Annotated in this window: 24 protein-coding genes and 1 pseudogene; 12 read left to right on the forward strand and 13 right to left on the reverse strand. The window is 72.7% G+C overall.

What is annotated here, in order from left to right; genetic code table 11:
• Positions 1 to 91 precede the first annotated feature (91 nt).
• Both ACWCSU_RS51950 and ACWCSU_RS51955 read right to left on the reverse strand, forming a co-directional pair.
• On the reverse strand, positions 92 to 1,375 hold the full coding sequence (locus ACWCSU_RS51950; RefSeq protein WP_357708665.1) for an ArsB/NhaD family transporter: 1,284 nt from the start codon (positions 1,373 to 1,375) through the stop codon (positions 92 to 94).
• 5 nt (positions 1,376 to 1,380) lie between these two features.
• A complete protein-coding gene (locus ACWCSU_RS51955; RefSeq protein WP_357708663.1) occupies positions 1,381 to 1,839 on the reverse strand; it encodes a CBS domain-containing protein in 459 nt (152 codons plus the stop codon).
• A gap of 440 nt (positions 1,840 to 2,279) precedes the next feature.
• Between ACWCSU_RS51955 and ACWCSU_RS51960 the strand changes: the two genes are divergently transcribed.
• From ACWCSU_RS51960 to ACWCSU_RS51970, 3 genes are all read left to right on the forward strand, one after another.
• The gene (locus ACWCSU_RS51960; RefSeq protein WP_357708660.1) at positions 2,280 to 3,284 is read left to right on the forward strand and encodes a HAMP domain-containing sensor histidine kinase; all 1,005 of its coding nucleotides are present in this window, start codon (positions 2,280 to 2,282) and stop codon (positions 3,282 to 3,284) included.
• Positions 3,281 to 3,925: a response regulator transcription factor gene (locus ACWCSU_RS51965; protein ID WP_364102240.1), complete on the forward strand. Its 645-nt coding sequence runs from the start codon at positions 3,281 to 3,283 to the stop codon at positions 3,923 to 3,925. Before ACWCSU_RS51960 ends, ACWCSU_RS51965 begins: the two co-directional genes overlap by 4 nt.
• A gap of 205 nt (positions 3,926 to 4,130) precedes the next feature.
• Complete coding sequence (locus tag ACWCSU_RS51970; RefSeq protein ID WP_357708655.1) at positions 4,131 to 5,051, forward strand: hypothetical protein; 921 nt, start codon at positions 4,131 to 4,133, stop codon at positions 5,049 to 5,051.
• A gap of 54 nt (positions 5,052 to 5,105) precedes the next feature.
• On the opposite strand, the gene cydB is transcribed toward ACWCSU_RS51970, so the two are convergent.
• Positions 5,106 to 6,071 (reverse strand): cytochrome d ubiquinol oxidase subunit II, encoded by a 966-nt coding sequence (cydB, locus tag ACWCSU_RS51975; RefSeq protein ID WP_357708652.1) that lies wholly within the window; start codon positions 6,069 to 6,071, stop codon positions 5,106 to 5,108.
• Positions 6,072 to 6,078: 7 nt separating this feature from the next.
• A complete protein-coding gene (locus ACWCSU_RS51980) occupies positions 6,079 to 7,452 on the reverse strand; it encodes a cytochrome ubiquinol oxidase subunit I (RefSeq protein ID WP_364102249.1) in 1,374 nt (457 codons plus the stop codon).
• 156 nt (positions 7,453 to 7,608) lie between these two features.
• On the opposite strand from ACWCSU_RS51980, the gene ACWCSU_RS51985 reads away from it, so the two are divergent.
• The gene (locus ACWCSU_RS51985; RefSeq protein WP_449944908.1) at positions 7,609 to 8,256 is read left to right on the forward strand and encodes a helix-turn-helix domain-containing protein; all 648 of its coding nucleotides are present in this window, start codon (positions 7,609 to 7,611) and stop codon (positions 8,254 to 8,256) included.
• Positions 8,257 to 8,309: 53 nt separating this feature from the next.
• Here the strand turns inward: ACWCSU_RS51985 and ACWCSU_RS51990 are convergent.
• A pseudogene (locus ACWCSU_RS51990) lies at positions 8,310 to 9,998 on the reverse strand (molybdopterin-dependent oxidoreductase); the annotation flags it as partial.
• A 170-nt stretch (positions 9,999 to 10,168) separates the two neighbouring features.
• Here ACWCSU_RS51990 and ACWCSU_RS51995 point away from each other — a divergent pair.
• Both ACWCSU_RS51995 and ACWCSU_RS52000 read left to right on the forward strand, forming a co-directional pair.
• Positions 10,169 to 10,810, forward strand: coding sequence for a response regulator (locus tag ACWCSU_RS51995; protein WP_449944910.1), 642 nt, complete (start codon positions 10,169 to 10,171; stop codon positions 10,808 to 10,810).
• Between the two features lie 65 nt (positions 10,811 to 10,875).
• Positions 10,876 to 11,283: a pyridoxamine 5'-phosphate oxidase family protein gene (locus ACWCSU_RS52000; RefSeq protein ID WP_364102264.1), complete on the forward strand. Its 408-nt coding sequence runs from the start codon at positions 10,876 to 10,878 to the stop codon at positions 11,281 to 11,283.
• An 8-nt stretch (positions 11,284 to 11,291) separates the two neighbouring features.
• On the opposite strand, the gene ACWCSU_RS52005 is transcribed toward ACWCSU_RS52000, so the two are convergent.
• The 5 genes from ACWCSU_RS52005 to ACWCSU_RS52025 form a co-directional block, all read right to left on the reverse strand.
• Positions 11,292 to 11,840, reverse strand: coding sequence for a hypothetical protein (locus tag ACWCSU_RS52005; protein ID WP_449944914.1), 549 nt, complete (start codon positions 11,838 to 11,840; stop codon positions 11,292 to 11,294).
• A 157-nt stretch (positions 11,841 to 11,997) separates the two neighbouring features.
• Positions 11,998 to 13,668 (reverse strand): sensor histidine kinase, encoded by a 1,671-nt coding sequence (locus tag ACWCSU_RS52010; RefSeq protein WP_449944916.1) that lies wholly within the window; start codon positions 13,666 to 13,668, stop codon positions 11,998 to 12,000.
• An 89-nt stretch (positions 13,669 to 13,757) separates the two neighbouring features.
• Entirely contained in the window at positions 13,758 to 14,441 is a 684-nt protein-coding gene (locus ACWCSU_RS52015) for a CBS domain-containing protein (protein ID WP_357708638.1), read from the reverse strand.
• 97 nt (positions 14,442 to 14,538) lie between these two features.
• Positions 14,539 to 14,949, reverse strand: a complete 411-nt coding sequence (locus tag ACWCSU_RS52020; protein ID WP_449944920.1) for a nuclear transport factor 2 family protein — start codon at positions 14,947 to 14,949, stop codon at positions 14,539 to 14,541.
• 98 nt (positions 14,950 to 15,047) lie between these two features.
• Entirely contained in the window at positions 15,048 to 15,569 is a 522-nt protein-coding gene (locus tag ACWCSU_RS52025; protein ID WP_357708633.1) for a carboxymuconolactone decarboxylase family protein, read from the reverse strand.
• 89 nt (positions 15,570 to 15,658) lie between these two features.
• Between ACWCSU_RS52025 and ACWCSU_RS52030 the strand changes: the two genes are divergently transcribed.
• The 4 genes from ACWCSU_RS52030 (at position 15,659) to ACWCSU_RS52045 (ending at position 18,444) form a co-directional block, all read left to right on the forward strand.
• Entirely contained in the window at positions 15,659 to 16,273 is a 615-nt protein-coding gene (locus ACWCSU_RS52030; protein WP_357708630.1) for a DUF4142 domain-containing protein, read from the forward strand.
• Between the two features lie 123 nt (positions 16,274 to 16,396).
• Positions 16,397 to 16,921 carry a hypothetical protein gene (locus ACWCSU_RS52035; RefSeq protein ID WP_449944923.1) on the forward strand — a complete coding sequence of 175 codons (525 nt, stop codon included), beginning with the start codon at positions 16,397 to 16,399 and terminating at the stop codon, positions 16,919 to 16,921.
• A gap of 68 nt (positions 16,922 to 16,989) precedes the next feature.
• Positions 16,990 to 17,643, forward strand: coding sequence for a hypothetical protein (locus ACWCSU_RS52040; RefSeq protein WP_449944926.1), 654 nt, complete (start codon positions 16,990 to 16,992; stop codon positions 17,641 to 17,643).
• A 147-nt stretch (positions 17,644 to 17,790) separates the two neighbouring features.
• Complete coding sequence (locus tag ACWCSU_RS52045) at positions 17,791 to 18,444, forward strand: copper resistance CopC family protein (RefSeq protein WP_449944929.1); 654 nt, start codon at positions 17,791 to 17,793, stop codon at positions 18,442 to 18,444.
• Positions 18,445 to 18,547: 103 nt separating this feature from the next.
• Here ACWCSU_RS52045 and ACWCSU_RS52050 read toward each other — a convergent pair whose 3' ends face one another.
• The 3 genes from ACWCSU_RS52050 to ACWCSU_RS52060 all read right to left on the reverse strand — a co-directional run bounded on the left by ACWCSU_RS52050 (position 18,548) and on the right by ACWCSU_RS52060 (position 21,434).
• Complete coding sequence (locus tag ACWCSU_RS52050) at positions 18,548 to 19,795, reverse strand: MFS transporter (protein ID WP_449944932.1); 1,248 nt, start codon at positions 19,793 to 19,795, stop codon at positions 18,548 to 18,550.
• On the reverse strand, positions 19,792 to 20,880 hold the full coding sequence (locus tag ACWCSU_RS52055) for a PLP-dependent cysteine synthase family protein (RefSeq protein ID WP_449944934.1): 1,089 nt from the start codon (positions 20,878 to 20,880) through the stop codon (positions 19,792 to 19,794). Before ACWCSU_RS52055 ends, ACWCSU_RS52050 begins: the two co-directional genes overlap by 4 nt.
• 95 nt (positions 20,881 to 20,975) lie before the next feature.
• Positions 20,976 to 21,434: a hypothetical protein gene (locus ACWCSU_RS52060; protein WP_449944937.1), complete on the reverse strand. Its 459-nt coding sequence runs from the start codon at positions 21,432 to 21,434 to the stop codon at positions 20,976 to 20,978.
• Positions 21,435 to 21,680: 246 nt separating this feature from the next.
• Here ACWCSU_RS52060 and ACWCSU_RS52065 point away from each other — a divergent pair, with 246 nt between their 5' ends.
• Both ACWCSU_RS52065 and ACWCSU_RS52070 read left to right on the forward strand, forming a co-directional pair.
• On the forward strand, positions 21,681 to 22,943 hold the full coding sequence (locus ACWCSU_RS52065) for an aminotransferase class V-fold PLP-dependent enzyme (protein ID WP_449944939.1): 1,263 nt from the start codon (positions 21,681 to 21,683) through the stop codon (positions 22,941 to 22,943).
• Between the two features lie 44 nt (positions 22,944 to 22,987).
• On the forward strand, positions 22,988 to 23,208 hold a 221-nt coding region (locus tag ACWCSU_RS52070; protein WP_449944941.1), incomplete at its 3' end, for an ArsR/SmtB family transcription factor.

The raw sequence follows: 23,208 nt of genomic DNA on the forward strand, positions 1-23,208 counted from the left end.
CCCGCTCAGACCGACAGATCCCGTTGAAGACCCGAGGTCAGTCAGAGGTTGGGTCAGGACTGGCGGGAGGTGCTCACCTACATCATCTCTGTCAGAAGTAGCGCAGCCACACGTACACCCAGGCCAGGGCCGTGCTGCCCAGGGTGACGACGATGCCGTACCGGGTGAACTGCCAGAACGAGATCGGGTTGCCCGTGCGGGCGGCGATCCCGAGGGCCACCACGTTGGCGCTGGCGGCGACCGCGGTGCCGTTGCCGCCGAAGTCGGCGCCGAAGGCGAAGGCCCACCACAGCGCCTGCCCGGTGGACGCGTCCGGTGCGGCGGCGGCCAGTTCCTCCACCACCGGCGCCATCGTCGCCACGTACGGGATGTTGTCGAAGAAGGCCCCCAGCACGCTGGAGCCGAACAGCAGCGAGGTGGCCGCGGCGAAGTAGTTGTCGCCGAACAGGTCGATGGTGGCCCGTCCGATGGTCTCCATGGTCCCGGTGTGCACCAGGCCCGCGACCATGACGAACAGCCCGGCGAAGAACACCAGCGTGGGCCATTCGACCTCGCGCAGCACGTCCCCGAGCTCGACCCGGCACACCAGCAGCATGACCCCCGCGCCGACCAGGGCGATGATCGAGGGCGCCAGGTGCAGGACGGAGTGCAGCGCGAACGCCGTCACCACCCCGGCCAGCACCGTCAGCGACCGCGCCAGCAGCGCGGGGTCGGTGATGGCCCGCCGCTCCTGCAACGCCATCACCTTGGCCACGTGGTCGGCGTTGTAGTGGAACGAGCGGCGGAACAGCGGGTAGGTGAGCAGCACGAACACCCCGAAGATCACCACGACCGCCGGAGCCATGTGCACGAGGAAGTCGTTGAACGTCAGCCCCGCCCGGCTGCCGATGATGATGTTCGGCGGGTCGCCGATCAGCGTCGCGGCCCCGCCGATGTTGGAGGCCAGCACCTCGGCGATCAGGTACGGCGCCGCCGGGATGCGCAGCCGCCCGCACACCATCACCGTCACCGGCGCGACCAGCATGATCGTCGTGACGTTGTCCAGGAAGGGCGAGGCCACTGCGGTGATGGCCATCAGCATGACCATCAGCCGGTACGGCCGTCCCCGTGAACGTTTGGCCGCCCAGATCGCCAGGTAGTCGAACAGCCCGGTCTGTTTGATCACGCCCACGATGATCATCATGCCGAGCAGCAGGAAGATGACGTTCCAGTCGATGCCCGCGTGCCCTGAGGAGAACACCTCCTCCCCCGGCGTCAGCCCGAGCACGGTCATCAGCCCGGCCGCCACGAGGACGACCTTGACCTTGTCGGCCTTCTCGGTGGCGATGAAGAAGAACGCCACCACGAAAATGGCCATGGCCAGGATCGCGCTCATCCGGATCAGTCCGGAAGGCTCGTGATGGCCAGGCTGGTCAGCAGGCGTTCCAGTGTGATCGCCCCGCTGAGGGTGCCGTCGGCGCCGAGCATGGCGACGAGCGGACTGCGGGTGCGGGCCATCAGCGCCGCCACCTCCAGCAGCGTCGCCTCCGGCGGCACGGTGACGGGCCGCGCGGGCGGCTTGGGCAGGCAGTCGCCGACCGTCAGGTGGGCGAGCTCCTGCCAGAACACCTCGGCGTCGCTCTCGTCGAGGGTGCGGACCAGGGCCGGGTCCTCCTGGTAGGTGCCGGGGATGGCCAGCCGCAGCACCTGCGTGCCCGGCAGCACGGTCGCGGGCCTGCCGTGCTCGTCCACCACGATGAGCCCGGGGAGCCGGTTGACGACCATCAGGCGCACCGCGCGGACCACGGAGTCGCGGGCGGTCACGGTCGGCAGGGTGACGGCGATATCGTGTGCTCGCATGGCACCGTCCACGGTGGTCGGAGTGGTCTGGGAACGGCGTGCCGCGCCGGTTCCGGGCGCGGCCGCATGGCGGATCTTGATGGGGTACCTCCAGCGGGGGCGAACGTCAGAAGGGCGGCCAGGGGGCTCAGACGCCCTGCCCCGGCCACGGGACGGCGGCCGGCCCCCGGCGCGGCCCGCCCGTCAGATGGCCCCGGGGGACGGACCGCGACCCGCGGGCGGGCAGGAGGAGAAGCGGTCCTGCCGCCGCGGCCCAGAGAAGGTCCGTGCCACGCATCGCCCACCTCCTTACGGTCCGTCCCTGTTTTCCGGGGAGACCCATGTCATCACCGGGCGGGGGGCCGCGCCCATCGGGTCCGGCCCCCATATCGGGTGGGGGCGGAGCCGTATCCGGGCGAGGTAAGTGGACAGCGCGGGCGGAATACGCCCAGGCTGGAGGCATGAGAGACGCCGTCGCCACCGCGCCGGAGCCGCCAGGCCGCACCCCGGCCCAGGCGTTGTTCCGCCGCCTGTTCGTCATCAACGCGCTGGTCTTCGCCGCGGGCACGTTCGTGCTGGCGCTGTCTCCGGCGACGGTCTCCTCACCGGTGCTCCTGACCGAGGTCCCGGTGCTGCTGATCGGCCTGGCGCTGATCCTGGCGGCGAACGCGTTCCTGGTGCGGGCCAGCCTCGCCCCGCTGACCTCGTTGACCGCCCTGATGCGGCGCGTGGACCTGCTGCACACCCACGACCGGCTGCCCGCCGGCAACCGGGACCTCAGGAGCGTCACCGACACCTTCAACCAGATGCTCGACCGCCTGGAGGAGGAGCGCAGCGTGGCCAGCGCCCAGGCCCTGGCCGCCCAGGAGGCCGAACGCGGCCGCATCGCCCGCGAGCTGCACGACGAGATCGGCCAGAGCCTGACCGTCGCGCTGCTGGCCCTCAAGCGGGTGCGCGACCGGGCGCCCGCGGAGCTGGCCGAGGAGCTGGGACACGCCCAGGAGGCGATCAGGACCAGCCTGGACGAGGTGCGCCAGGTCGCCCATCGGCTGCGTCCCGGCGTCCTGGAGGACCTGGGGCTGATCAGCGCCCTCACGGCGCTGGCCACCGATCTGTCGCAGACCGGCACGGTTGAGGTCGGCCGCCGGCTGGCCCCGGGGCTGCCGCCGCTGACCTCCGAGGTCGAGCTCGTCCTCTACCGCATCGCCCAGGAGAGCCTGACCAACGTCGCCCGCCACGCCGAGGCCACCCGGGCGACGCTCACGCTGACGCCCGACGGCGGCGACCTGGTCCTGCGCGTCGCCGACAACGGCCGGGGCGGCATCGGCGAGCCGGGCGCCGGCATCCGCGGCATGCACGAGCGCGCCCTGCTCATCGGGGCCCGCCTGAGCGTGCACTCGCCGCCCGGTGGCGGCACCGAGATCGTCCTCACCGTCCCCGGCGCGGCCAAGGAGAACGCCCGATGACCCGCATCCTGCTCGCCGACGACCACGCGCTCGTCCGCCAGGGCGTCCGTCTCATCCTCGACGCGGAGCCCGACCTGACCGTGGTCGCCGAGGCCGCCGACGGGGCCGAGGCGGTCGAGGCCGTCCGCACCCACGACATCGACCTGGTCATCCTGGACATCGCCATGCCGCGCATGACCGGGTTGCAGGCCGCGCGCGAGATCGCCCGCCGCCGGCCGGGCGTGCGCATGCTGATGTTGTCCATGTACGACAACGAGCAGTACTTCTTCGCCGCGCTGAAGGCCGGGGCCTGCGGCTACGTGCTGAAGTCGGTGGCCGACCGCGACCTCATCGAGGCGTGCCGGGCGGCGATGCGCGGCGAGCCGTTCCTCTACCCCGGGGCGGTCACCGCGCTGATCCGCGACTACCTCCACCGCCACCGGCACGGCGACCCGCTGCCCGACAGCCTGCTGACGGCCCGCGAGGAGGAGATCGTCAAGCTCATCGCCGAGGGCCACTCCACCAAGGCCATCGCCGACACCCTGGTCATCAGCCCCAAGACCGTCGACCGCCACCGCAGCAACATCCTGGCCAAGCTCGGCCTCAACGACCGCCTCGACCTGACCCGCTACGCCATCCGCGCCGGCCTGATCGAACCCTGACCTCGGCGGACGACCTCGCCGCCGGGTCCCGTGGGCCCCGCGGCCCGTCCGGATGGAGCCCGCGGGCGCAGTTCCATGAGACGATCGAGATCATGATGGGTCCGTTGGGCGCGAGCAGTCACGTCCTCCACGCCTCGCTTTCGTCCTGCCATGCCCCGGCACGGGCCGCCGCCGGTCCCGTCGCCGTGCCGGTCGCGTGCTGAGCATGGCCGAAGACACCGTCGCGTCCTGGGACGCGCTCACCGGTCAGGAGGCCCGCGGCCTCGTCGCCCGCATCGAGGGGCTGCGCCCGCGGCGCGGTCCCGGCGACGGGGGCGAGGTGCCGTCGGCCGACGTCGACGTCGTCGAAGGGCTCGTTCCGGCGGCGGCCGGCGTGGCGGCGGCCTGGCTGCGCGAGCGGCCGTCCCCGGCCCTGCGGCGTACCCGGCTGCGGGTCCTGGCCTCCTACCTGCGGTGGCTGCGGGCGCAGGATCTCGCCGGCGACGTGCTGGGCAGCGGGTCGCAGGTCGACGCCTACTGCCTGGCCGCCCTCACCACCGGGCTGGCGCCGTCCGGCCGGCCGCTGGCCAAGGCGACGGTGGTCCGCAGGCGGGCCGTCCTGGCCTCGTTCTACGCCTTCGCCGGGCGCCACGGGCGGGCTCTGCCCGCGCCGGCCGCCCATCCGCCCACCCCGGCCGAGCGGCGGCTGCTGCGCGGCGGGATCGCCACGCTGGCCGAGGAAGGGCGCTTAGCCGAGGCCGTGGCGGTCGGGCTGCTGGAGTCCACCGGCGCGTCCGTCGACGCGCTGGCCCGGCTGACCGCGTGCGACGTGCACCTGGTGGGCGGCGGCGACCCCGTGCTGATCACCCTGCACGACGGCCGGGGCGACATCGTCGCCTTCCCGCTCGCGCCCTACCTGCGCCGCCCGCTGCGCCGCCTGTGCGGCGACCGGCCCGCCGACCATCCGCTGCTCAGCGGCGACGCGGGCCGGCGTGTCGACCTGGCGTGGACGCGGGCCGCGCTCATCGACGCCGCGCTCGCCGCCGGTCTGCCCCGGTGGCGGGCCGAGGGCCTGCACCCGCACCTGATGCGCGCCCTGACCGTGACCGAACTCGGCGGGTCCCCGGCGGACGTCCGGGCGCGCTGAGCCCCTGACTCTCGGCGGCCGGGACGAGCCCCCTGCCGCCGGGAGCGGGCCGGTTCAGACGGCGCCGGTGAGCCGGCGGCGGAACACCCAGTACGTCCACGCCTGGTAGCCCAGCACCAGCGGCGTGAAGATGGCCGCGACCCAGGTCATCACCGTCAGCGTGTACGGGCTGGAGGCCGCGTTGGTCACGGTGAGGCTGTTGGCCGGGTCCAGGGCGGGCATGACGTTCGGGAACAGGCCGCTGAAGATCGCGCAGACCAGCGCGACCACGGCGACCGCGCTGGCGGTGAAGGCCCACCCGTCACGGCCGCGCACGGTCGCGGCCACCGCGCCGATCAGGCCGAGCGCGACCAGCGTCACGGCGGCCCACCGGACGGGCCCGGCGCCGTCGTTCGAGAGCAGCAGGAACGCCATCACCGCCAGGAACGCCGCCGGGGAGATGCTCTTGGCCATCCGGGCGGCGGCCAGGCGCAGGTCGCCGGTGGTGCGCAGGGCCAGGAAGACCGCGCCGTGCAGGGTGAACAGCAGCAGCGTGGCCAGCCCGCCGAGCAGCGCGAACGGGTTGAGCAGGGTCAGCAGCGTGCCGGTGTACTCGTGCTCGGCGTTCAGCGGGACACCGCGCACGATGTTGGCGAACGCGACCCCCCAAAGGAAGGCGGGGACGAGGGACCCCCAGAACAGCGCCCGGTCCCAGCCGCGCGTGCTGTCGCTCTTGCTGCGGTACTCCAGGGCCACGCCGCGGGCGATGAGCGCCAGCAGGATGAGGAACAGCGGCAGGTAGAAGCCGCTGAACAGGGTGGCGTACCACTCGGGGAAGGCGGCGAAGGTCGCGCCGCCGGCCACCAGCAGCCACACCTCGTTGCCGTCCCAGACCGGGCCGATCGTCTTGAGCACGGCTCGCCGGTCGGCCTCCTCGCGGCTCAGGACGGGCATCAGGACGCCGACGCCGAAGTCGAAGCCCTCCAGCAGGAAGTAGCCGGTCCACAGCACGGCGATCAGTACGAACCAGACGTTTTCCATGATTTCCTCAGTAGCTCAGCGCGGGGACGGCGGTCTCGGGCTCGTCCTGCTCGTTCGGCCCGATCCGGATGAACTTGACCAGCAGCCGGATCTCGATGATCGCGAGCACGGCGTAGGCCAGGGTGAAGCCGACCAGCGTGATGGCCACCGAGGGCACGTCCGCCGTGGGCGAGACGGCGTAGGCGGTGCGCATCAGCCCGAAGACGGTCCACGGCTGGCGGCCCATCTCGGTGAAGATCCAGCCCATGCTGTTGGCTAGGAACGGCAGGCCGATGCCGGCGACGGCCAGCCTGTAGGCCCAGCGGCCCGCGGGCAGCCGGCCGCGCCTGGTCAGCCAGAGCCCGGCCAGGGCGAGCAGCGCCGACAGCATGCCGAATCCGATCATGAGCCGGAAGGACCAGTAGGCCAGGCCGACGACCGGCCGGTAGTCGCCGGGGCCGTACAGGGCCTCGTAGCGGGCCTGGATGTCGTTGATGCCCTCGACCTCGCCGTCCAGGGTGTTGGTGGACAGCAGGCTCAGGCCGTACGGGATCTGGAGGTTGACGTGGTTGCGGCCGTTCTCGACGTCGCCGATGGCGAACAGGGAGAAGCCGGCGGAGGTCTCGTCCTCCCACAGGGCCTCGGCGGCGGCCATCTTCATCGGCTGCTGCTCGGTCATGATCTGGGCCTGCCAGTGGCCGGAGAACGACACCCCGACCGCCGAGACCAGGCTGACGGCCAGCGCCAGCCGGGCCGAGGTGCGGAAAAGGGAGACGTCCCGCTTGCGCAGCAGGAACCAGGCGCTGACGCCCAGCACGAACGCGGCCGCCGTCAGGAACGCCCCGAACAGGACGTGCGGGAAGGTGACCAGCGTGGTCGAGTTGGTCAGGACGGCCCAGATGTCGGTCAGCTCGGCGCGGCCGTTGTTGATCCGGTAGCCGACGGGGTGCTGCATCCAGGAGTTGGCCGCCAGGATGAAGTAGGCCGAGATGTTGGTGCCGATGGCGGCCAGCCAGATCGTGGCCAGGTGCAGCCGGGGCGACAGCCGGTCCCATCCGAAGATCCACAGGCCGAGGAACGTGGACTCCAGGAAGAAGGCCATCAGCCCCTCCATGGCCAGGGGCGCCCCGAACACGTCACCGACGAACCGGGAATAGTCACTCCAGTTCATCCCGAACTGGAACTCCTGCACGATTCCCGTCACGACGCCCATGGCGAAGTTGATCAGGAACAGCCGGCCCCAGAACCGGGTCAGCCGCAGGTACTCCGGCTTCTTCGTCCGGTGCCACGCCGTCTGCAACCCGGCCACGATGATCGACAGGCCGATCGTGAGCGGCACGAAGAGGAAGTGGTAGACGGTCGTGATGCCGAACTGCCACCGGGAGAGATCCAGGACATCCATGCAGGCCAGGCTCCTCTTCCCGACCGTCGCGCCGTAGGGCCGTGCGTCCCTGGGACGAGGGACGTTGGTCCCATGGAGGGGCGAAGGACCCTGTCCGGGGTACGGGGTGCCTGGACGGCTTCACCACGCATGGGGACGCAGAGGCAGGAGGAGACAGTGACACGGACCGGCGACTTCGGCCACCGCATCCAGTACCACCGGCAACGGCTCGGGCTCACCGTCGAGCAGGTGGCGGAACGGGCGGACATGTCCGCCGGCTACCTCCGGTACATGGAGGAGCACGTGGACATCCCGGACAGGGGCACCCTGAACCGCCTGGCCGACGCGCTGGGGACCACCGGCGAGGACCTGCTGGGCGGCGGGCGCGACCGGCCGCCGGGCGTGGGGCCGGCGATGGCCGAACCCGTCCTGGAGGTGCTCGAACGTGACGAATGCCTGAGCCTGATCGCGCCCGGCGGCATCGGCCGGATCGCGTTCAACGGCTCGCACGGGCCGACGGTGCTGCCCGTCAACTACCGCGTGCACGACGGCGCCATCGTCTTCCGCACCGCCTCGGGCGGCCCCATGGACCAGGACCTGCGGACCGGGCTGGAGGGCGTCGAGGTCATGGTGGGCTTCGAGGTGGACCGCATCGACGAGGCCCGGCGGCAGGGCTGGAGCGTGCTCGTCCAGGGGCCCGCGCACCACGTGACGCCGGACGAGCAGGCCGGCGACGACGTCACCCCGTGGGCGGGCGGCGACCGGTCGCTGCACATCCGGATCGTCCCCCACCACGTCACCGGCCGCCGCATCCACGCGATGTAGGGTCAGCGCGACCGGACGGGCACCCGTCGCCGGTAGACGACGTAGGGCCGCCACCGGGTCGGGCGCTGCCAGTCGAAGCCGAAAGCCAGGTGCTGGAAGCCGGTGACCGGGCGGACCTTCTCCTGGCCCACGTAGTGCGCCCAGCCGCCGCCGTTGACGCCCTGGCAGCCGGTCAGCAGCACCAGTGTCAGGAACGAGCGGTAGATCTGGTCGGAGTGGAACCAGTGGTTGGTGCCCGCGCCCATCGCGATCATCGACCGGCCCTTGGTGCGCTCGGCGTTGCGGGCGAACTCGCGGGCGATCCTGGCGATCGTGGCGGCCGGGACCGAGGTGATCTCCTCCGCCCAGGCCGGGGTGTAGGGCCGGCCGGCGTCCTCGTAGCTCTCCGGCCAGTCGCCGGGCAGGTCGCGCTTGACGCCGTACTGGGCCATGAGCAGGTCGAACACCGTCGTCACGAGCTTGCCGGCCATCTCGGTCACCGGGACGCCGCGGCGCATGACCGGGCCGCCCTCGGTGGGCCCCTCGTCGAAGCGCGGCAGGTCCACCTCGACCGCCCGCCCGGACCGGCCGAGCAGGGTCAGCGCGGGGACGGCGCCGTCCAGGTCGAGGTTCCAGCGGCCCTCGCTCTCCTGGCCCAGGTCGGCGGCGGTCAGGAAGCGGCGCGGCACGTACGCGTCGCCGCGCGGCTCCAGCGTCACCAGGAACGGCAGGTCGGTGTACTTGCGCACGTAGTCGGTGAAGTACGGGACCTGGCGGTCGCGGAAGAACTCGGTCAGCGTGACGTGGCCCATCGCCATGGCCAGGGCGCCGTCGGTGCCCGGGTGCGGCGAGAGCCAGTCGTCGGCGAACTTGACGTTGTCGGCGTAGTCGGGGCTGACCGCGACGACCTTGGTGCCCTGGTAGCGGGCCTCGGTCATGAAGTGGGCGTCCGGGGTGCGGGTGACCGGGATGTTGGGGCCCCACATGATCAGGTAGCGGGAGTTCCACCAGTCGGCCGCCTCGGGCACGTCGGTCTGGTCGTCCCACACCTGCGGCGAGGCGATCGGCAGGTCGGCGTACCAGTCGTAGAACGACAGCAGCGTGCCGCCGATCATCGACAGGAAGCGGGTGCCGGCCGCGAACGAGGCCATCGACATCGCCGGGATCGGCGAGAAGCCCACCACCCGGTCGGGGCCGTGGTCCTTGATGGTGTGCACGTGGGCGGCGGCCATCAGTTCGAGGACCTCCTCCCAGCTCGACCGGACGAACCCGCCCTTGCCGCGCGCCCGCTTGTAGGCCCGCGCGCGCTCCGGGTCGCCGGTCAGCTCGGCCCACGCCAGCACGGGGTCGCCCAGCCTGGCCTTGGCCTCGCGCCACATCTCCAGCAGCACGCCGCGCACGTACGGGTAGCGCACCCGCGAGGGAGAGTAGGTGTACCAGGAGAAGGAGGCGCCACGGGGACAGCCGCGCGGCTCGTACTCGGGCGACTCCGGGCCGACCGACGGGTAGTCGGTGGCCTGGTGCTCCCAGGTGATCAGGCCGTCCTTGACGAACACCTGCCAGGAGCACGAGCCCGTGCAGTTCACGCCGTGAGTCGAGCGCACCACCTTGTCGTGCGCCCACCGGTCCCGGTAGAAGCGGTCCCAGGCGCCGGGGTCGACCTGGTGCAGGGTGCGGCCGTCCGCCGACACCTCCGCCCTGGTGAAGAACTTCCTGGCGGCCAGCAACGGCCCCATGCCCGGGATCGCGTCCGTGTCGCTCATGTCGCTCACAACTTGTCCCCTGCCACAACGGTCATGGCCCCAGGCTGGTGGGTGGGCGCCCGGTCCCGGCAGGGACCAAAGTCCCTCCGTACGGGCCCGATGGGCCCGCCGCCGGCGCCCGGGACCTTGGTCCCTACTGCCGGGTGACGGGAGGCGGTAGCGTCGAGGACATGATTCGTGTGTTCCTTCTCGACGATCACGAGGTCGTGCGGCGCGGCGTCGCCGCCCTGCTCGACTCCGAGGACGACATCGAGGTGATCGGCGAGGCCGGGACCGCCGAGTCGGCGATCGCCCGCATCCAGGCCCTGAAGCCGGACGTCGCGGTGCTCGACGTGCGCCTGCCCGACGGCAACGGCGTCGACGTGTGCCGCGAGGTGCGCTCGAAGCTGCCGGCGCTGGCCTGCCTCATGCTGACGTCGTTCGCCGACGACGACGCCCTGTTCGACGCGGTGATGGCCGGCGCCTCGGGCTACGTGCTCAAGCAGATCCACGGCTCCGACCTGGTCGGCGCGGTGCGCACGGTGGCCTCCGGGCAGTCGCTGCTCGACCCGCAGACCACCGCCGCCATGTTGCAGCGGCTGCGCGACCAGGCGGTCCGGCAGGACCCGCTGGCGGCGCTGTCGGAGCAGGAGCGGCACATCCTCGACCTGATCGGCGAGGGGCTGACCAACCGGCAGATCGGCGAGCGCATGTTCCTGGCCGAGAAGACGGTCAAGAACTACGTGTCCAACCTGCTGGCCAAGCTCAACATGCAGCGCCGTACGCAGGCGGCGGCGCTGTCGGCGCGGTTGCGGGCCGACCGGCGCGGCTGAACGTCCCCCGGGATGGGACTTTCGCCTCTGACATCGGGAACGGTCCTGGTGGGAGGCTGAGAAGCATGCAACTCGATTCGTCCGGGCTCCAGGTGCTCTCCCGTGAGGAGTGCCTGCGCCTGTTGTCGTCCACGCCGATCGGGCGGATCGTCTTCACCGATCGCGCCCTGCCGGCGGTGCAGCCGGTCAACTTCTGCCTCGACGGCGAGAGCGTCGTCATCCGCACCTCGATCGGGTCGAAGCTGGCCGCGGCCACCCGGCACGCCGTGGTGGCGTTCGAGGCCGACGAGTTCGACCCGTCGATGCGCACCGGCTGGTCGGTGACGGCGGTCGGGCACGCGCGGGCGGTGACCGATCCCGCCGAGATGGCCCGGTTGTCCGCGCTGCCCCTGTCCCCGTGGGCTCCGGGGAGCCGCGACCACTACATCGTGGTGGACGCCGAGGAGGTGTCCGGCCGCCGGATCGCTGAGTGACGTACCGTTCAGACGCTTTCGTGCGGGGCCCGGCCGACGGCCGGGCCCCGCTCTTTCGTGGGGTGCGGTCGGCGTGAGGCGACCGGCCCGGCCACGCGGCGGGCGGCCAGCGCGCGGACCGCGGTCACCGTCAGGGCCAGGGTGAGCACGGCGGTGGCCGCCAGCAGGCCCAGGCCGACGCCGTACGAGCCGAGCCGGCCGTACAGGAAGCCCATCACCAGCGGCGGGACGAACCCGCCGAGCCCGCCGGCGGCGCCGACCAGGCCGGTGAACAGGACGGGGACGATGGTCGCCGCCGAGACCAGCGGGAACATCACCCGCCCGCCGAACCTGTCGGTGAGCGCGCCGACCGGGATGCGGCCCAGCGACCCCACGATCACCGGGACGGCCACCAGCAGCGCCTGCTGCCCGGCCGACAGCCCGAGCAGCTCCTTGAAACGCGGACCGAGCGGGCTGAGCAGGGCCCAGGCCCAGAAGTTCACCGCGAAACCCAGGGTCGCCAGGGTGAGCATCAACGCCGGGCTGCGGCCGGGGGTGGTGGCCGGTGCGTTCGTCATGTCTTCCTCACGTGGTTCATGCGGAGGCGGGGCGGCCGGACATGGCCGCGGCCACCTGGCTGTGCCGTCCCATCACAGCTCAGCGGGCATGACGTGAGGTATGGACGAAGGTCCCGACCACCCGGGACTTGGGACGCGCGACGGGCTCCGGGGGTCGTCACAGCGGGACGTGCCAGCGCAGGCGGGTGCCGCCCTCCTCCTGCGCCTCCAGCTCGGCGGCCCCGCCCAGGTCGGCGGCCCGTTCCTCGATGTTGCGCAGGCCGCTGCGACGCCCGCCGTCCCCCACGCCGACACCGTTGTCTCCGACGACGAGGGTGAGCCCGCCCTTGGCGACCTCGATGGAGACCTCGGCCCGGGTGGAGTGGGAGTGGCGCACCACGTTGGACAGCGCCTCGCGCAGGACGGCCAGCAGGTGCTCGGCCACCGGGTCGGGCACCAGGGTGTCGATCTGGCCCTCCATGCGCAGACCCGGCATGAACCCCAGGTGCGCGCCCGCCCCTTCCACCAGGTCGACGATCCGCGTGCGCAGACTCGGCGCGGTGTCCTCGCGCGGGGCCTGGAGGGCGAAGATGGACGAGCGGATCTGCCGGATCGTCTCGTCCAGCTCGTCGATGGCGTGCTGGAGCCGTTTGCCCGCCTCCGGCCGCTCGACCAGCCGTACGGTGCTCATCAGCGTCATCGCCGTCGCGAACAGCCGCTGGATGACGACGTCGTGCAGGTCCTTGGCGATGCGGTCGCGGTCCTCCAGCAGGCCGAGCCGTTCGGCGTCGCGGCGGGTCTCGGCCAGTTCCAGCGCGATCGCGGCCTGCCCCGCGAACGACTCCAGCATCTGCTGGTCGGCCCCGCTGAACGGCAGCCGTCCGCCGCACTTGGCCAGCATGAGCACCCCGCGTACGCGCGGCGCGGCGCCCAGCGGGACCATGAGGCCCGGCCCGTAGCCCAGCCGCCGCAGCGGCGAGTCGGGGTAGGCCGCGCCCGGCAGGTCCCGCTCGGACCGGGGCTCGGCCTGCGTGAACGCCTGCCCCTCCAGCGTGGCCGAGACGTCGAACTCCATCCCCAGCAGCTCGTCGGCGCCGTCACCCTCGGCCACGTCGACGGTCAGGGTCCGGCCCGACGGGTCGGGCAGCAGCACCTGGACCAGGTCGGCGTCGCACATCTCGCGGGCCCGCGCCGCCATGGTGGTGAGCACCTCGCGGGAGCCGGCGCCGGACAGCAGGCTGGTGGTGATCTCCGAGGACGCCTTCAGCCAGGTCTCGCGCCTGCGCGACTCCTCGTACAGCCGGGCGTTCTCCACGGCGACGCCGGCGGCTGTGGCCAGCGCGACGACGATGGCCTCGTCCTCCTCGTCGAAGTCGCCGCCGCCGCGCTTCTCGGTCAGGTAGAGGTTGCCGAAGACCTCGTCGCGGACGCGTACCGGGACGCCGAGGAAGGTGCCCATGGGCGGGTGGCCGGGCGGGAAGCCGTACGACTCGGGGTGGTCGGAGATGCGGCCGAGCCGGAGCGGGCGGGCGTCCTTGATCAGCAGGCCGAGCAGGCCGAGCCCGTGGGGCCAGTGCTCGATCCCGGCGATCTCCTCCCCGCTCAGCCCCACCGGGATGAACTGGACGAGCGTCTGCTCCTCGCCGACCACGCCGAGCGCGCCGTAACTGGCGTCCACCAGCTTGGTGGCCGTCTCCACGATCCGCCGCAGCACGGTCTCCAGATCGAGGTCGCTGCCCACGGACACGACGGCCTCCAGCAGCGCGTGCACGCGGTCGCGGGTGGCGAGGACGGCGTTGAGCCTCGTCTGCAGCTCGGCCAGCAGCTCGTCGAGCCGCATCTGGGGCATCAGGCTACGCTGCTCACTTTCCGACATACCGTTCAGTGTCCCAGCACGTGCCCTCGCCGCCGGAATCAGCCCGCCGGGCCCCTCCGCCTCTAGAGCAGCGGCGGGACGGTGAACAGGTCGTCCTGGTCGCAGTCGAGTTCGGCGACGACGTCGACGACGCCCTCCACCGCCCGCACCGACTCCGCCAGCGCGGCCGCCCGCGACCTGGTCGCCACCCGGCCGGCGATCGTGACCACGCCGGCGTCGATCCCGACCGAGTACGTCCCGTCCTGCGGGAGCACCGCCCTGACGTCCGCCTCCAGCTCGGCGGCCGGGCGGGTGAAGACGCGCAGCACGTCGCGCTGGTGCAGGGTGCCGACGACGCGGCCGGTCACCGGGTCGATCACCGGGAGCTGCCTGACCCGGCGGGCGTGCATGATCCTGGCCGCCTCGCGAACCGGCATGCCCGGGGTGACCGTGACCGCCGGCGACGTCATCAGCTCCGCGGCGGTGACGGCCGCGGCCTTGCGGTGCTCCTGCCGCCGCGCGCGCGACTCGAAGACGGAGACGGGGTGCCGGGCGTGGCCGGTCTCCTTGAGCAGCAGATCGTCCTCCGACACCACGCCCACCGGCCGCCGGTCGGCGTCGATGACGGTGACCGCGCCCACCGCGTACCGCTTCATCGCCGCCACGATGTCGGCGAACGACGCATGCTCCAGCACCGCGATCGCCACGCGTCCCATGACGTCCTTGACCTCGATCGACATGATCGCCACCTCGCTTTCCACCTCCACGGTCCCTCCTGCGGGGGCGCGGCGGCAGCGGCGAACGTCCCGGAGGCGCAGGGGCTAAGGTCCTGGCCCGGCGGGACGGCGGCGGTCAGTACGGGGGTCAGTGCAGCGGGCCGGCGAAGACCACGATCTCGTCGATGTCGCCGGCGGCGGTGAGATGGACCATGTCGGTGCCCGACAGGACGGTGGCGCCGTCGGGCCCCTCGAAGCGCCAGCCGAACCGGGCCCACTCGTGCGGCGCGTCGACGGACGTCGTACGGACCATGCGGCAGCCACCGGCCCGGTAGCCCTGCACCACCTCGGTGATGAAGTCGGCCACCGAGCCCCGGCCGGACCCGCGGCCGAGCGGCCCCCAGAACACCACGTCGGCGGCGAGGGCCCGGCTGAGCAGCGCCGAACGGTGGTCGGGATCGTCGGAGTTGGCCGCGGCGATGAAGGCGTCGACCGCGTCGGCCGCGCCGGCGTGTGCCCGGTGATGCTGCGGGGATGCCCCCGGTTCGCGCAGCGTCATGTCGTCCTCCAACCATCGCCGATCGCCATGAGCCAGTACATCACGATCGGACGGCCCGCGAACGGCTCACCGCATGACCGGCGCCACGCCGCCCCGGCCTACTGCTCTTCCGGCTGGTTCCCCACGAGCAGGTTGAACGCGCCGGTCAGCAGGTTGAGCGAGACCAGGCCGACGACCTCGGCGATCACCCGGTCGCTCCAGCCGAGCTCCCGCAGCCCCGCCACCTCCTCGTCGGTGATGGACGACGGCTCCACCAGCACGCGCACCGCCACCGAGATCAGCGCGGCCTCACGCGCGTCGGCCGAGGTGCCCTGGCGGGCCAGCGCGACGTCGGCCTCGCTGAGCCCCGCGGCCAGCGCGCCCTCGGTGTGCGCGGCCAGGCAGGTGCCGCAGCCGATCCACTCCTGCACGGCCAGGGAGATCTTCTCGCTGAGCGAGCGCGAGATCTTCACCCGCTTCATCGCGCGGGAGAAGTCCAGATAGCCCTGGAGCAACGCGGGCGAGTGGGCCATCGTGGACACCATGTCCCCCACCCCGCCGTGCCTGGCGACGATGTCCTCCAGGATCTGACGGGACTTCTCAGGGGCCTTCTCCGGAACAAGCGGTGCAAGACGTCTCATAACTCGGCACTATATACCCAGAGGGGGTATATGAAGAATCGTGCTGGATGACGTTGAACCGTTTCCGGCGGCCCCGCGTACCTCCGAGCATGCAGAGGCTCTTGCGCGGTGAGATGTTCATGCTCGGCGGCTTCGTCGCGGCGGCCGCGGCGACGATCCTGCTGATCCTGCCCCCCTCGATCGACCCCGCGGACGCGCAACGGACCCGCACCCCCTCGGGCCCCCTCTCGGCCGCCGACATCGACCTGCTGATCAAGGTGCGACAGGCGGGCCTGTGGGAGATGCCCGCGGGCGACTACGCCTCCACCCGCGCCCAGTCGCCGCGCGTCAAGCAGGTCGGCAAGCAGATCATGGGCGAGCACCAGAAGCTGGACCAGCTGACCCGCGACACCGCCGCCAGACTCGGCGTCGCCCTGCCCGACGAACCCAACCCCGACCAGCAGCGCTGGCTGGCCCAGCTCGCCGCCGAGAGCGGCCCCGCCTTCGACCAGGACTACGCGAACCTGCTGCGCGCCGCCCACGGCAAGGTCTTCGGCACCCTGGCCCTCGTACGGGCCGGGACCCGGAACGAGGAGATCCGCAAGTTCGCCCAGGAAGGCATCAACTTCGTCATGCGCCACATGACGTACCTGGAATCGACCGGCCTGGTCGACCATGACCAACTCCCCGAACCCCCACCTCCTTCCCCCGCCCCCACCCCCTGACCGCGCATCAGGAAGCGCCATGCAGGTCCTCGGCGGCTGGGGCCGCACGGTCCGCAGGGCCGCCGGAGGCGGAGAAGACGTCAGGTGCGGTTTCGTGAACCCAGCCATTCTCGGAGCGAACACATGAACCAGCGGTGGCGACGCCAGAATCGCCGTACCCCTCACCCCGGAGCGCCGGCCGGATCGACGCTCCGGCGGCACACCGACCTCAGGTCCACGGTCCACGCCTCGCGGCTGACGGTCGTCGTGGCGCTGGGCGTCGCGCTGCTGGCCGGGTGCGCGACCGGCCCCGCCCCCTTGCGGCAGGCGGAACACCATCACGGCGCCGCTCCCCCCGTCCCCGCCGTCGCGGCGAAGTTGCCGGCCGCGAGCATGGAACAGCTCACCACCCTGCTCGGCTGCCCCGCCGGCAAGCTGCAGACCGACGCCGCCGAACTGCGGCAGGCGGCCTGCGACACCCCCCAGGGCCGCCTGACGATCGTGACGTTCACCACCGACAAGGGCAAACGAGACTGGCTCGACCTCGCCCAGGCGTACGGCGGCGCCTACCTGGTGGGCGACCGCTGGGTAGTGGTGGCCGCGTCCGACCTGCTGCAACGGCTACGAGGCCGGGTGGGCGGCGAACTCGAGACGCCGCAACACCACTGACCCGGCGCCCCCGTATGGTGCGCAAGGACGCGGATGACGACCCTGCCCGGCTCTGGCACGATGGCCGGGTGCAGGTCGCCCGTCCCGTGTTCCGCGCGCTTCGCGCCGCGGTGTTCACGGCCGTCTGCGTCCTGGCCTCGGCGGCCCTGCACACGCTGGTCGGCGGCACGGCCGTCGCGCCCGGCCCGCTCGCCCTGGCCGTCGCGGCGACCTTCGCGGCCGCCTACGCCGCCGGGTCCCGTCCCCGGGGATGGCCGCTGCTGCTGGCCATGTGCGTGGCCGCCCAGTACGGCCTCCACGAGCTCTTCGACGCCTCCGAGTCCGCCCGGTACGGCCTGCGCCACCTGCTCGACGCCTCCCTGCCGGTGTCCGCCGGACCGTCCGCCGCGATGCCCGCCGCGATGCCCGCCGGGGCCCACGGGCACGGCTCCTCGGGGATGGTGGTGATCCACCTGGCGGTGGCGATCTCGTCGAGCTGGTGGCTGGCCCGGGGGGACGCGGCGCTGGCGGCGTTGCTGCGGTTGAGCACGGTCCGGCTGGCCCGGCTCTGGACCGTCCTGTGCGCCTGGCTGTCCGTCCTGGCGCCGCCGCCCGCCGGGCCCGCCCGCGCGTGCCCGCTCTGGCCCCGCGTGGCGGGCCACCGGGCGTTGCTGCTGGCTCCGGTGCTCTCCCGGCGCGGCCCGCCCCGCGCCACCCGGCACGCCCGGCCCCTCAGCCGCTGACGTTCCCGTCATGCGGCGGGTCCCGCGTGCCTCCCGGCAGGTAGACGACCCAGCCGGCGCCGTCGCGGCACGTACTCCGTCCCGTCGCGCGCCGGACCGCATGCCCATCCGGCGGTCGAGCCGGATGCCGGATCTCCGGAGTTCGCAGTGACCCGTTCCCTTCGTTCCGTACGCCGCCCGTTCCGGGCGGCCTGTCGTGCCGGTGTCGCCGTCGGCGGCGCCGTGCTGCTGCTGTTGGCCGCCGCGCCCGCCGCGCTGGCCCATGACCGGCTGAAGAGCAGCTCCCCCGCCGACGGCGCCAAGGTCGCGCAGGTGGAGAGCATCGAGCTGGAGTTCACCTCGCGCATGACCCTGCCCACCCTCGTGCTCGACGGCCCGGCAGGTGAGAACCTGCCTCTCGGCAAGCCGCGCGCCCAGGGGCTCACGGTGAAGGCCGAGCCGGCCGCGCCGCTGGAGCCCGGCAAGTACCGGCTGGCCTGGCGGGTGGTCTCCTCCGACGGCCACCCGATCTCGGGCGAGCTCCGCTTCACGGTCACCGCCCCGGCCACCCCGACCGCGAGCGAGCCCGAAGCCACCCCTACCGAGACCACGACCGAGACCCCGACCCCGACCGGGACCTCGGCCGAGGTCGCCCCGGCGGCCTCCTCGTCACCGGTCGCCCAGGCCGAGGCGGAGACGGGCTCGGGCGGCGTGCCCGGCTGGTTGTGGGTGGCCGCGGCGGCGCTGGTCGCGGGCGGAGCCGCGACCGTCGTGGCCGGCCGCCGCAGGCGCGCCACCGGTGACGCCGACCCCAGGCCCTGACCGGGTCGCGGGCGCTCCAGCTCGCCATGCCCCCCAGGGCCTGAGCGGGTCGCGGGCGCTCCAAGGTCGCCATGCGACCCCTGACCGGGTCGCGGGCGATCTTCTAGGTGGCCATGGCCGCCGGCAGGCGCGGCCGGAGGGCTCTGCGGTGTTCCAGGCGGGCCACCGCCAGGGCGGAGACCAGCCCCGCGAAGGTCAGCGACAACCAGGGCAGGCCCGCCCAGCCCGCGTCGGCGGCGACGTCCAGCAGGGCGCCCGACAGCAGGTTCCCGGCGAGGATCCCGGCGCCTGAGGCCAGGTTGTACAGGCCGTAGTAGGTGCCGACCAGTTCCTCGCCCGCCATGTCGGCGATGGTGGCCATCTCGAACGGGAAGGCCACCAGCGTCCCCGCGCCGAGCAGCAGCGCGCACACCAGGGCGGCCGCGATCGTCGCCGCCGGCGGCAGGCGCAGCTGCGTCGCCGCGACCATGGGCACGAAGGCCGCACCCATGAGGGCCAGCCCGCGGGTGATCGCCTGGCCGCGGCTCCACCGTTCGCCGCACCAGGTGGTCAGGCGCACCTGCCCGGCGATGCCGAGCAGCGCCGACACCGCGTACAGGGCGGTCACCGCCCATTGGCCGCCGCCGGCCCGCTGCACCGCCAGCGGCAGGGCGAGGTACATCTGGTACGACAACGCGTAGGAGGCGATCATCGACGCCGCGAACGAGACGAACGCCCGGTCACCGAACGCCCGCCGCCAGGCCCGCAACACCGGCTGCCGCACCTGCCCGGGTTCCCGGGGCCGCGACGGCAGGTAGAACCCCTGCAGGACGGTCAGGACGGCGAAGATCCCCGCCGCCCCCAGGCACACCGCGGTGAACCCGCCCGCCAGCAGCAGCACCCCGAGTAGCGGCCCGAGCAGGATGCCGCCCTGGTAGAACACGTTGAACACGGCGAAGGCGGCCACCTTGCGCGGCCCGGCCGCGGCGGCCAGGTACGCGCGGGCGGCCGGGTTGAACAGCGCCCCCGCCAGCCCGGTGATCACCGCGGCCGCCACCAGCAGCGGCACGGACGTGGTGAGCCCGAACAGCGCGAACCCCACGGTACGCAGGGCGCACCCCGCCATGATCATGGGTTTGTGCCCGAACCGGTCGGCCAGCGTGCCGCCGATCAGGAACATGCCCTGCTGGCTGGCGTTGCGCAGGCCGAGGATGAGCCCGATCGTCCAGGCGGCGAGCCCCGCGCCGGCCGACAGGTGCTGGGCGAGGTAGGGCATCAGCATGTAGAAGCCGATGTTGATGCCCGCCTGGTTGATCTGCAGCAGCCGGATCGGCCGGTCGAAGGAGCGGAACTGCGCCAGCGTGGCCTTCATCGTGCGCCTGCCAGCGGGTCGCTGACGGTGGTGCAGCGGGTCCAGCGGCGCACCTCGCGCTCGGAGGGGCTGGCCAGCACGTCGGGCTCGTCGGCCGGGGTCACGCCGAGCAGGTCGTGGGCGCGGCAGTAGCCGTCGTCGAAGACGGTGTTCCAGTAGCGCCAGGGCCCGTCGGGGAAGACCGCGACGACGCAGCCGCCCGGGCCGCCGCGCCCGGCCAGCCAGCGGGCCACCAGGCTGACGGCTCCCGTGCTCCAGCCGCCGGAGACGTAGTGCTGGGCGGCCAGGGTGCGGCAGGCCCACACCGCCTCTGCGGCGCTCACCCAGTGGACCTCGTCGAAGGCGTCGTAGGCGACGTTGCCGGGATGGATGCTGGAGCCCAGGCCGCGCATCAGGCGGCGGCGGTCGGGCTGCCCGAAGATGGTCGAGCCGACGGTGTCGACGCCGACCAGCCGCAGCCGGGGCAGGTGACGCCGGAGCTCGCGGGTGATGCCCGCGCTGTGCCCGCCGGTGCCGACGGAGCAGACCAGCGTGTCGATGTGCGGGAGCTGGGCCAGCAGCTCGCGGGCCAGCCCGGCGTACGCGGCCACGTTGTCAGGATTGTTGTACTGGTCGGGGCAGTAGGAGCCGGGCAGCCCGGCCAGCACGTCCGCGACCCGGTCGCGGCGGGCCCCCTGCCAGCCGCCGACGGGATGCGGCTCGGGCACGATCTCCAGCCGTACGCCGTAGGAGAGCAGCAGCCGCTGCATGAGCGGTTCCATGCCGGGATCGGCGACCAGGACGACCGGGTGGCCGAAGGTGATCCCGGCCAGGGCCAGCCCGAGGCCGAGGGTGCCGCTGGTGGACTCGACGATCGTCGCGCCGGGGGCCAGATCGCCCCGGGCGCGGGCCTGCCGGATCATGTGCAGGGCGGGCCGGTCCTTGATGCCGCCCGGGTTGAAGCCTTCCAGCTTGGCCCAGAAGCCGCCGCCGGCGACGAACGGCGCGGCGACGAACGCCAGTGGTGTGTTTCCGACGGTGACAGAAATACCCGGATTTCCGATGGCGGGCAGAATGTCAGGGCGCGACAAAGTGTCGTACGACATTGGTTGATATCCCCGAGATGAACGGCGCACGCGCGGCACGGAAGACGCCGCGTCAATGGCGCGATGGAAATGGACGGCGACGAAAAGCGCGCGTCCTATATGCGCATCACGCGGAGACGTTCGGGACCCGGCGCGGGCTCCCGCGGGGCGGCCCGCGGCGCGGGTCGTACGGGCACCGCCGCGACGGCGACGGGCAGGGCGGCGAGCGAGGGGACGGCCGCCACGGCCGGCGCCGAGGCCGCGGTCGCCGAGCACTGCTGCTCGGTGCCGTGCAGATGCCCCGGGGGCAGCTCGCCGTGGAGGCACCCGGCGTCCAGCACCGGCATCCGCTCGGACAGCCTTCTGACGTGCCGGTGCGCGTCGTGGTGCACACTCTGGAGGGTCGGCGCGGAGCCACTCTGGACCCGCTCGGACAGCTCGACGGCCGCGCACGCGCCGCCGTGCGCGAACACGACGGTGATCAGCATGGCCAGGGCCAGCACCGCGCGCGGCAGCCACCGGCCGGCCCCGGGGGCGGGCGGGCGGCGTGTGCGGGCCGACCTGGTGGTGAGCATCACCCCAGAGCATGCCCGCCGCGCGGCGCGGCTCGCCGGGAAAAGGCCAAGGTCGACGTAAAGAAATCACCGGGGCACGGAAATGGGCGCCGCGAATTGCCTTTCGCGCCCCGATCCTCCTTATCGGCATTTTCTTCGGATGACGGGCACAACGGCGAGCCGTCCCCGCCGGGCGCGACATCTCCGCGACACTGGCATTCGCCGGCGCGGCCCCGATTCCGCGCCGCCCGACCTTGGGGGTGTGTCATGGCCCTGTCCAGACGTGCGGTCATCGCCGGGGTCGGCGCGCTGGCCGCGCTCCCGCCGGCCGCCGCCGACGCCTCGGGCCCGGCCCGGGACGAACGCTTCTGGGCGGACGTGGCCGGGCAGTTCCGGGTCAGCGGCGACTTCGTCAACCTGGAGAACGGCTACTACGGGATCATGCCCGAGCCGGTCCGGCGCGCCTACCACCGCAACGTCGACGACCTCAACGCCCGCAACTCCCACCTGCTGCGCACGGCGTACAAGGCCAGGGCGGACCAGGTGCGCGACCGTATCGCCGGGCTGCTCGGCGTCGCCCGCGACGAGATCGCGCTCACCCGGGGCGGCACCGAGGCGCTGCAGAACCTCATCTCCGGCTACCAGCGGCTGCGGCCGGGCGACGCCGTGCTCTACGCCGACCTGGACTATCCCGCCGCCCAGCACACCATGAACTGGCTGGCCGGGCGGCGCGCGGCCACGGTCGCCCGGTTCGTCCTCCCCGAACCCGCCACCCGGCAGGCGGCGCTGGACGCCTACGAGCGGGCGCTGCGCGCCAATCCCCGGGCCAGGCTGCTCCTGCTGTCGCACATGAACAACCGCACGGGCCTGGTCCTGCCGGTGCGCGAGATCGTCGCCATGGCCCGCGAGCGCGGCGTGGACGTCATCGTGGACGCCGCCCACTCCTGGGGGCAGCTCGACTTCACCCTGCCCGACCTTCGCGCCGACTTCGCCGCGTTCTCGCTGCACAAGTGGATGGGCGCGCCGCTCGGCACCGGGTTCCTCTACATCCGCCGGGAACGGCTGGCCGACGTCGAGCCCGTCTTCGCCGACGAGAGCTTCCCGGCCGGCGACATCCGTTCGCGGGTCCATTCGGGCACCATGGACGTCGCGGCGCCGCTCACCGTCCCCGACGCCCTCGACTTCCATCAGCGGCTCGGCGCCCCCGTCAAGCAGGCCCGGCTGCGGCACCTGCGCGACCGCTGGGTGAGCCAGGTCCGCGACCTGCCCGGCCTGGAGATCCTCACCCCGGACGAACCCGGCATGTACGGCGCGATCACCGCCTTCCGCATCACCGGCCGCACCTCCACCGCCGACAACGAGGCCATCGCCGCCACCCTGCTGGACACCTACGGCCTCTACACGGTCGCCCGGACGGGCATGGCCGGCGGCGACGCCGTCCGCGTCACCCCGGCCCTGTACACCTCGACGGCGCAGGTGGACCGGCTGGCGGCGGCGTTGAAGCGGCTGACCCCGCGACTGCGGGCCTGAGCCGCGCTTGACAGCTCACCGATATGCCCGGCTAGGTTGGATATATGAACAGTTCTTCAGACGACCACGTGTTGTCCGTGGACGGGTGCGCGGTCAAGGTGGTCGACGCCGACCGCGTCGCGGCCGTGCACGAGCGCATGCCCGCCGCCGAGGACCTGACCGACACCGCAGACGTCTTCGGCCTGCTGTCCGACCCCAACCGCCTGAAGCTGCTGGTCGCCCTGCTGGACGGCGAGCTGTGCGTGTGCGACCTGGCGGCGGTGAC

The sequence above is a fragment of the Nonomuraea sp. NPDC001699 genome, from assembly GCF_053596455.1.